Annotated in this window: 9 protein-coding genes; 4 read left to right on the top strand and 5 right to left on the bottom strand. The window is 46.4% G+C overall.

Features of this window, described 5'->3' with window-relative positions:
- Window positions 1–107: 107 nt before the first annotated feature.
- The gene (locus QT979_RS27980) at window positions 108–665 is read right to left on the bottom strand and encodes an NUDIX hydrolase (protein WP_333312294.1); all 558 of its coding nucleotides are present in this window, start codon (window positions 663–665) and stop codon (window positions 108–110) included.
- A 90-nt stretch (window positions 666–755) separates the two neighbouring features.
- Here QT979_RS27980 and QT979_RS27975 point away from each other — a divergent pair, with 90 nt between their 5' ends.
- Complete coding sequence (locus tag QT979_RS27975) at window positions 756–2,093, top strand: AMIN domain-containing protein (RefSeq protein ID WP_333312293.1); 1,338 nt, start codon at window positions 756–758, stop codon at window positions 2,091–2,093.
- A 192-nt stretch (window positions 2,094–2,285) separates the two neighbouring features.
- Here the strand turns inward: QT979_RS27975 and QT979_RS27970 are convergent, their stop codons facing one another.
- Entirely contained in the window at window positions 2,286–2,888 is a 603-nt protein-coding gene (locus QT979_RS27970; RefSeq protein WP_333312292.1) for a DUF3172 domain-containing protein, read from the bottom strand.
- A gap of 291 nt (window positions 2,889–3,179) precedes the next feature.
- On the opposite strand from QT979_RS27970, the gene clpS reads away from it, so the two are divergent.
- On the top strand, window positions 3,180–3,461 hold the full coding sequence (gene clpS, locus QT979_RS27965) for an ATP-dependent Clp protease adapter ClpS (RefSeq protein ID WP_015178019.1): 282 nt from the start codon (window positions 3,180–3,182) through the stop codon (window positions 3,459–3,461).
- Between the two features lie 237 nt (window positions 3,462–3,698).
- Here clpS and QT979_RS27960 read toward each other — a convergent pair whose 3' ends face one another.
- Both QT979_RS27960 and QT979_RS27955 read right to left on the bottom strand, forming a co-directional pair.
- Window positions 3,699–4,031 carry an RNA-binding protein gene (locus QT979_RS27960; RefSeq protein WP_190743136.1) on the bottom strand — a complete coding sequence of 111 codons (333 nt, stop codon included), beginning with the start codon at window positions 4,029–4,031 and terminating at the stop codon, window positions 3,699–3,701.
- Between the two features lie 287 nt (window positions 4,032–4,318).
- On the bottom strand, window positions 4,319–5,602 hold the full coding sequence (locus tag QT979_RS27955) for a hypothetical protein (protein WP_333312291.1): 1,284 nt from the start codon (window positions 5,600–5,602) through the stop codon (window positions 4,319–4,321).
- Between the two features lie 409 nt (window positions 5,603–6,011).
- Here QT979_RS27955 and QT979_RS27950 point away from each other — a divergent pair, with 409 nt between their 5' ends.
- The gene (locus QT979_RS27950) at window positions 6,012–7,394 is read left to right on the top strand and encodes a UDP-N-acetylmuramoyl-tripeptide--D-alanyl-D-alanine ligase (protein ID WP_333312290.1); all 1,383 of its coding nucleotides are present in this window, start codon (window positions 6,012–6,014) and stop codon (window positions 7,392–7,394) included.
- A 123-nt stretch (window positions 7,395–7,517) separates the two neighbouring features.
- Here QT979_RS27950 and QT979_RS27945 read toward each other — a convergent pair whose 3' ends face one another.
- Complete coding sequence (locus tag QT979_RS27945) at window positions 7,518–7,952, bottom strand: hypothetical protein (protein WP_333213968.1); 435 nt, start codon at window positions 7,950–7,952, stop codon at window positions 7,518–7,520.
- Window positions 7,953–8,134: 182 nt separating this feature from the next.
- Between QT979_RS27945 and QT979_RS27940 the strand changes: the two genes are divergently transcribed.
- The coding region (locus QT979_RS27940; RefSeq protein ID WP_333312289.1) for a hypothetical protein at window positions 8,135–8,907 on the top strand (773 nt) is incomplete at its 3' end.

Genomic DNA, 8,907 nt, shown 5'->3' with positions numbered 1-8,907 from the left:
CAGGTTTTTGGTGCTGATAATTCTATCACTGCTCTCGATTTTCTTACTCTTTCTCCTTGAAAACAAAGCGCATTAAACAGCGTGTAATGTTCTATTCATACAGCACCTTACCGCTGTTTATTGAAAAAATCTAATCCTAAAAAAATAGCTGCGATGCTTCCTGCTACACAAATTTCTCGGTTTTTTATTTTTACCAAAACTTCAGCAATAGGAACTAAAACTACTTCAATATCTTCTGTAATATCTAATTTTATTTTGCGAGCAAGCTTGACATTTTTAGCAAAGTAGAGGTGGATAGAATTGGTGTCTTTTACGGGGTTATCATATAAGGTTGCTAGTTCCAACAATTCTTCAGCAACATATCCCGTTTCTTCGGCAAGTTCTCTGGCGGCTGCCGATTTCCCGCTCTCTTCAGCAGGATTGAAAGATCCAGCAGGCAGTTCCAGCAAAATTTCGCCTACTCCGTGCCTGTATTGGCGCACTAATAAAAGTTCGTGCTGCTCTGTTGTGGCAAATACGAGGGCGATGTTGGGTCGAACATTAACAAAAAAGTCGTCTATAATTTGTCCGCTTGGCAATTCTATTTCATCTTGTCTAACCTGACACCACTTGTTGTTAAAAACGAAGCGCGATCGCAATAATTTCCATTTAACTAAATTTTTCATATCGCAATAATGCTAAACTTTCAGCGTCATCCGAACGCAAAATTTTCCCATCCATAATCTATTTCAGATCAAAAATTTCACTTAGCCGCCATGCCATACAAAAAATTACTCACCCGATTTGGGGAAGGCTTACAAAAATTGACTGTTAATTCTCTACCAGCGGGATTGTTTGCGATCGAGTCACTGAGTCTGAGTCTAGCAGTCGTCGCCGCAGTTGCAGCAGTGCCGGCAACACTGGAACCAGCAAATGCTTCTACAGTGACAAGTTGGCAATTCGATCCGGCGACAAATCAGCTAGAAATTACTCTCCCAGAGGGAACAACCCCCACATATTCTCTACTCAACCCGTCTCAGATTGCTGTGGATTTGCCCAATACTGAGATCGGAGTAGATGCAACTCAGCTATACCCGCAAGGCAGAGTGCGTTCTGTGGGGGTGAGTCAACTTCAACCGGGAACGGCGAGAATTCTGGTCAATTTGGCTCCAGGAGTCGGTTTCAGCGCAGGGCAAGTTCAATTCCAAAGAAGCGGGGTAGAAAATCGCTGGGTGTTGCGTCCTTCGATCGAACCGACTCCAATTATGGAAACTCCCGAAACTCAACCCCAGACTGCCATACAAGTACCGCAAAACCAGCCACCGACAGATTCCAACTCAACTGCTGCCACAGAGGTCGATCGACCTGAATCTCCTACTTCCCTGAATCCCGGTACAAATTTTTCGCCGCGGTCAACTCCCAATGACCAAATCCGGCCTCTAAGAGTGCCTTTAGTCAATGTTCGCCTTGACGAACGCCGTGGGGTACAAGCTGCTGCTCTACCCCGCCTAGACCCTCAAATAACGGCTGCTGCTGCACCCCAACAGCGGACGCTTACTTTTCTTACTTTTGGTGAACCACTTCCTCGCGGCCGCTCAAATGCTCCTTTGCAGGCTGCGACTGGGGCGAATGTCTTGCTGCGGGCGGGCACGGAGCTCAGTTTGCTATACCCCGGCGATCGGGCTTTGCGACTGCAAGCCAAGCCCAGCCGAGAGGAAGTGTTGCTGCTGCAAGGGGGAATTCTCGACAGCCGCGGCAATACGATCGTACCTGCTAATACGCCAGTCATCGGTCGGTTTGAAACAACGAACCTCGGCAGTAGATTTGTGGTTGAAGCTATTAGTCTCAATGGCCGCAATATCCCTCTCTTCGCTCGCTCAGAGCCCGTGGGAGGCCGACGAGCTCAGCCTTCCGATCGCAGTTTGTTGCGAAATACTGGTCTTGGTGGCTTAGCTTTGTTCTTGCTGAGCGGCTTTTCCGGTGTCGGTTTGTTGGCGGGAGCAGCCGCTGGTGCTGCTACAACTTACGTCGCTGCTCCTCAACCTGCTACGATTCAACCGGGTCAAATTTTGCAAGTTCAGTTAACCGAAGATTTCCCCCAGTTCGGTTTTTGAAGCAAGAATGAAGAGGGGACAAGGAAGAACGAAGAGGTTCGAGGGAAGACTTCCTTTTTCCCTCGAACTTCTTCGTTCAATATTTTCTTAGAGCAGTTTTCCATTCTATGAAATAAAGTAAGGACTTAGGCAAAGCCTAAGTCCTACCCCCTATCTGTAATTGACTCAACTGAAAACCGCTATATCGGCGATTTAGAAATTTTGACCTTCAGTGGTTGGAGCTATCGAACCCGGTTGGTTGAGGAACAGGTTTTTAGCGCCGTCGTTTTGGTAGATACAGTTAATTTCCGGTTGAGCTTCCAGGGGGCCGGTGAAGCCAAAGGTGTTCATGCGATTTTTGCAATCGCGCACTTGGTCTTGGCTGATGAGTTTTCTTTGTTCCAGAATTGCCCAGTTATTGGTTCGCAGGACGCATCCGGGGCGCATACTCGGCTGCGAGATGTAGACGTTGAAGGGGTTGAGGGTGACGTAGAGGCGCATATCTGTCACCATTGCGCTTGCTCCAAACTGCACGCAAAGTTCAGGGTTCGGGGCGCTGCGATCGATAAATTCACGGGAGGCTACGTTCTCTGGGCTAATTGTAGCTGTGGAGCTAAAGGCAATGCCAATCCCAATTCCCAGAATAAAGACGGCTGTTAAAATCCCTAGGGTGGCGGAATTGAGGAAAGAGGGTTTGCCGGACTGAGGTTGACGCCGCGACTGTCCGCCAAAGGAGCCGGAGTAATCGGAGTCTTCATCTCCTCGGGATGGGTCGCCGCTGAATCTGTCGTTGTAGGATTTAGGTTTGCGTTTCATATAATGTTCGTTCCCTCAGTTCTGGAGACTCAACAGGTAGTAGTTTGTTATTTTTAACCGATCGCGCCTTTCTAATATTATGGCGCTAGGAATGTGGTTGCGTAGGACCCAGGACACGCCCTGTGGGTTTGGTGTTGGGTTCACAGCTCGCGATCGACCCAGGGGCTGCCTTGTCTGAATTTTCAGATTTCAATAAAATAGCTGAAAGTGAGATAGTCTTGCACAGCGGAGGAATCCGGCTCAAGATTGTTGACAAATTTTAACATTTTACAAGTCAGGAGGTATAGATTAGTGTCTGTCGAAATTATTCAAAAGCCTTCCACAGTCCGCAAGCTTGCACCGCGCTACCGCGTTCTGCTGCACAATGATGATTTCAATCCTATGGAGTACGTGGTGCAGACTTTGATGGCGACGGTACCGAGTCTGACTCAGCCACAGGCGGTAAATGTGATGATGGAAGCCCATACTAACGGGATGGGATTGGTGATTGTTTGCGCTCTCGAACACGCTGAGTTTTACGCTGAAACGCTCAATAATCACGGGTTGAGCAGCAGCATTGAACCTGACGATTAGAACCTGACGGTACTGCAACGGATTCGCGTAGCCGGTTTCAGACTCATACCGTCCTCATACCGTCAACCCTCATACCAAAAAGCCAAGGGTTAGGCCCTTGGCTTTTTGGTATATTTAATCCGGTAGATATGGAAATTTGAAGAGGATAGTTTTTCGGAACGGCCGGAAGTGGTTCGGAGCTAGGTGAGCTCTCGCGCCAATTTCAACTCTTCAATCTCAAATCTTTATCAGAGGAAATTAATAACGTCCTCCGCCGCCGCCCCCTCCGCGAGCAAATTTTCCAGGGCCACCGCCGCCCCGGTTGCCGCCGCCCCGGCCACCTTCATCTTCGCGGGGCTTGGCTTTGTTAACTTTGAGGTCGCGACCCATCCACTCTGCTCCGTCGAGAGCAGCAATCGCTGCATCTTCTTCTGCATCTGTGGACATTTCTACAAAACCGAAGCCGCGCGGGCGACTGGTTTCTCTGTCGGTAGGTAGATGTACCCGCTTAACAGTTCCGTATTCGGCGAAGACGGTGGTGATGTCTTCTTGGGTAACTTGGTAGGATAAGTTACCGACGTATATCGACATGAGGAATAACTCCAAAATTTAGACAGTGCGAAGATTTCAGTTTCGGAGAGTCCCCTGCCGATACAGAAGGGCAAGTTTTTAGACAATTCTGTAGCAATGAACAAAGCCTGCAACTGAATCTGATTCACACTTGGTACTTTAACATAGAATAATGTCTTTTGAGTAGGTTTCAGGAGTTAATTAAGTTGTTCTAATCAAAGGTAAAACTTTTAGGGTATTCAGAAACCTGGTCGATCGGCGTGATGTTTTGCCTGCATTGGAAGCAGAGAAAGTTATGCCGCGCCCTCTCACCGCAGGAAAGATACATCCACCTTGCCAAAGTTGGTACTCAAAGCTAGGTTTACGTTTTCTAGGGCTTTGACTAACCACACCACGCCTTCTCGGGTACTGCATTCGTAATGACCGAACAAAATTGCCAGTCGCTTTTCTAGGTAGGGCTTGACTTTGCCGCAAATTAGTACGATTTTCAGCAGCAAACCTGTGGTTTGGGTCGGCCCGAGGTTTGAGATCAGGTCGATGAAGACAAAGTGGTTGGGCCGCACAGGACTCTCTACTACTAAAAAGTTCAATAACTGGCTGCAAGTTCTGATCATTAAAAATTCGTTAAACTTCTGATCATCGCTGTGGGGTAGGGTATTTTGTAGTTGCTTATACAATTTTTCGTTAAAGAGACGTTTGCCGTAGCGATCGTCGGTGACAGAAGAAATCAGGTATTCGTACAAGTCGTCTTTAAAGGAGCGGTAGGACTGATAGGTGCTGGCGTTCGCCGTGAAACGGCCCGCTAGCTGTCTGTAGGTATCGGCTCCTTCTACTTTTCCGACAAATTGCTTGAGGGCAAAGAATAGTTCCGGGTCGGTCAACAGGGTCGGATTTTTTATAGGCTGTATATTTCTGCCGAAGGAAAGGGAGGTTTCCCGACGCGCTATGTGAGCCTTTCTCACTTGGTGGGCGACATATTGTGAGAGGTTGATCTCAAATTGCTGCTGCTTTTGAGCTTGGATTTTTTTAATGATCTTTTGCTGTTCGTAGGTGCTGTCGTCGCTGAGGAGGCAGTGTTTGTAGAGGTAAGGGTAACGGGGAATTAAGGTTCCGAGGGCAAGGGTAGCAGGGGTTTTGCTGTTGCTGCTATCTTCATTGTTGTGAGTTATGACTTTGGCTAAACGTTGGAGGGTGAGGTACTGTTCGCTTTCGGTAAATTGATTTACTAATTGGGGGATGGAGCCTCGCCCGCGCGATCGATTGTATGCAAATAATATTTTTTTGGGCGCTTCTTCAAACAGAGCGATCAATTCAGGGATGGCTACTTGCTTGCTGGGGTAAGTTTGCCAGCGGTTGATCAGGATGTGGCAGCAGCGGTTGAGGATGTACTTGAATTCTTGTTCGGCGTGTTCTGAGGCTGCTATTTTTTCGAGTGCTTCGGCGACGGAGCGATCGGGATATCCGCTACCCTGGATAAACAAAGTGCGAAAGCGGCTGATGAGTTCGGCAGGCTGCTCTCGTTGTACCAACTCCAGCCAGTGCTTGTAAAGTAGCTGTTCTTCTTCGTGGCTTTGTCTGTTGTAGTCGTTCACTGTGGATTAACCCTCCGAGGCTGGGGCAGGAGCTTTCAGCGCTATTATTTTGATGAATTGGCGAATGAATCGCAACAATTGAGTCAACCGAGCTTCTCGCCGGATGAGGCTTATGGGTAGAAGCTGTCAGCAGCTTAAGCCGATCAATATTTTTTGCTTAGTTAAACTATTTATCAACACCAGCATGACATGAATTGTTGGTAATTAGCAAGGCCTTAAATACCATCGAGTTTGTAAAGTATTGGTAAAGATTGTGGGGGGAGTACGGGATAATTTCTTGGTGGGCGGACGATTTAGTATTAGGATGATCAAGGTCAATCCTGATCCGCAGCCCGGTGTAAGTTAAATTTGAGATTGGGCGAGGTAGAATTAGCTGTGAAAATAATTATTTGAAATGTGAGTGCTGGTTATGGTTTGTCGTGTAAGTATAGCCCAACTATCTGAAATTTTAAGTGTACCTTTGCCTGCTGTGTCTGAGAACCTTTTGACAGCTTTAGGGACAGGTATTGCCACAGATACGCGCACTCTTGAGGGGGGCGAAGTATTTTTGGCGCTGCGGGGAGAGAATTTTGATGGCCATCAATTTGTGGCAAAAGCCCGGGATTTGGGGGCGATTGCGGCGATAGTCGATCGACATTGGCAACAGGAAATGCCTAATTTTCCGCTGTTGCGCGTTGATGATACTTTAAAAGCTTATCAGTCGATCGCCCGTTGGTGGCGTGACCAATTCAGTATACCTATAGTTGCTGTTACTGGTTCTGTAGGTAAAACTACTGTTAAAGAGTTAATTGCCGCGGTTTTGTCAACGAAGGGAAATGTTCTTAAAACTCAATACAACTACAACAATGAAATTGGCGTACCAAAAACTCTGCTGGAGCTTTCACCTTCCCACAATTATGCTGTAATTGAAATGGGAATGCGCGGCCGTGGTGAAATTGCGCTACTGTCGCAAATTGCTCGTCCTACTGTGGCGGTAATTACTAATGTAGGAACCGCACATATCGGGCGATTAGGATCGGAAGAGGCGATAGCCCAAGCTAAGTGTGAACTTTTAGCCGAAATGCCTGCTGATAGCATTGCTATTCTCAATCACGATGGTGATAGATTAACCGCAACTGCGGCGAAAGTTTGGCAAGGAAAAACTTTAACTTACGGTTTAGAAGGCGGGGATTTGTGTGGGGAATTGCTCAATTATGATAAACTGTTGGTAGAAGGCGTTGAATTGCCACTGCCGCTGCCTGGACGCCACAATGCTGTAAATTATCTGGCGGCTTTGGCAGTAGGAAAAGTTTTAGGTATTGATTGGGAAGTTTTAAAGCAAGGTTTGTCTGTGCAGTTACCGGATGGACGGGCGCGCCGCTACGATTTGCCGCAGGATATTGTCATTCTGGATGAGACTTACAATGCTGGTTTGGAGTCGATGTTGGCGGCCCTGAGACTGTTAGCAGATACTCCTGGAAAGCGCCGGATTGCGGTGTTGGGAACGATGAAGGAATTGGGCGATAGGGCGATCGAATTTCACCGACAAGTGGGAATGGCGGCGCGAGAGTTGCAGCTTGATGCTTTGTTTGTTTTTGCTGATTTTGAGGAAGCAGCGGCGATGGCCGCGGGCGCTGCGGGTTTGCATTTTGTGGAGATAGGAGATATTACAGCCAAGGATGGGCGGGAAGATTTAGCAAAGCGGTTGTTGGGATTTGTTGAAAAGGGCGATCGGATTTTATTTAAGGCTTCTCATTCAGTTGAGTTGAATCGAGTTGTGGAGAAGTTTAGGGCAGATTTTGCGGAGGAGTAATAGAAAAGAAATTTTGGGGATTTGAAATTATGCGATCGCTTCTAGTCGATCGTCGCCTCAAACTCACGTTTCGATCGCTGATGCGTAGGGTAAGATGCCCATCTGCACCTAAGTCCCGATGGTTCAATATCCCGATCGCTCTAACGGCTCGATTTCGATATCTGGAGCAATCTCAATGGCTGCGATTCTGGCATTCTCAACTATCGTATTTCCTATCATTGTATTGTGTACTGCCTCAAACTTAGATTCGGCTTCCGAAATTTCTTCGTAGTGTACAATAACATGATAATATTTATTAATTGGTTCTCCAGAATCTGAAATTTCCACGGCAAGCGAATCTATATTCTGAGATTCTTCGGCTTTCTCGCGATACTCGTCGGCTAAATGTTCCAGGGCGATCGCGATCGCGTGTTCTTTCGTTTGTCCGTAAAAATTCATCGTATCATCAGGGCGATCGCTCAGAGATGACGAAATCTGACAAAGATACTGCCCGTTTGATTGAGCGCAAACGTCGATCGCAATTGTACCAGCAGTGCGATCGGGATTTATTTGAGTCATAAGCTGTTCGGCATTTAAAAGACGATAGTAGGGTGCCTTAGTCCATAAGCGTTTCCCTTGTCCAGAACTCACCAGAGCACAAGTTTTAGGAGCCGGGGAAGCAGGACTTATTTCAGGATATGTCGAAAAAAAGCTAAAATATCGATTAGTTTTCGTTGGACTTGTCATGTCGGAGAGCAAATATGAATTCAGTTGAGGAAACCGAATTGTCACACATCCTTGACTTGCCACTGATAGGGTCTGCTGAACAATATCTCTTCTCAGTCGAAGACAATCGAGAGCGTGCTGATAAGCTACAAAAATTACTTGTTCCTAAGCTTAAAATACTCATTGAACAAGCTTGTGACCAAATTCACCAAGTTTATGGCACAGATGTACTCTCAGATTGTCGAATAACGACTACACCAGCTCATCGATCTGGAGCCAAGAAAACCAAGCCATTCAAAATAGCAAGCGCTGGCTTGACTATAAAAGGAACTTGGTATTTCCAACTGAGATTCGAGTGTACTTCTGATAGTTTATTTGTGAACTTTTTTGGATTAAGAGGACTAGAAGGGAATCCGATTGTTCAAGTCCTGAAGAAGCATTTGAAAGATGTTACTCAGATTTGGGAGCAGGGTGAATATGAAGTTTACTCTGAAACTATTGCACCGAAAGAAGATGAAAATTTAGAGTATGATGAGTTCATTAACAAGCTGCAATTAGTTCCTGAACGAGATGGGAAAGGTACTTATATTCAGAGTCCATCCCTAGTTCTTCCTATTAAAGACCTAGATGCAGCTCAGCCAGTGATTGATAACTTTGTCGAACTCTTTGCTATCTTTCGTGCTGCAATAAATGTGTATCTTGGTGAGGAAGACCGTTTTGAAGAATATCTAAAACCCACATTCCGCAGATGTGTGTGGAATTTTTTTATCAGTTGTGAAAAGTTGGAGTCAAAAAGTTTTTCCGTTTA

This window comes from Microcoleus sp. w2-18bC1, assembly GCF_036700365.1.
Taxonomy (GTDB): Bacteria; Cyanobacteriota; Cyanobacteriia; order Cyanobacteriales; family Microcoleaceae; genus Microcoleus.
This window is presented reverse-complemented; position numbering and strand designations above follow the sequence as displayed.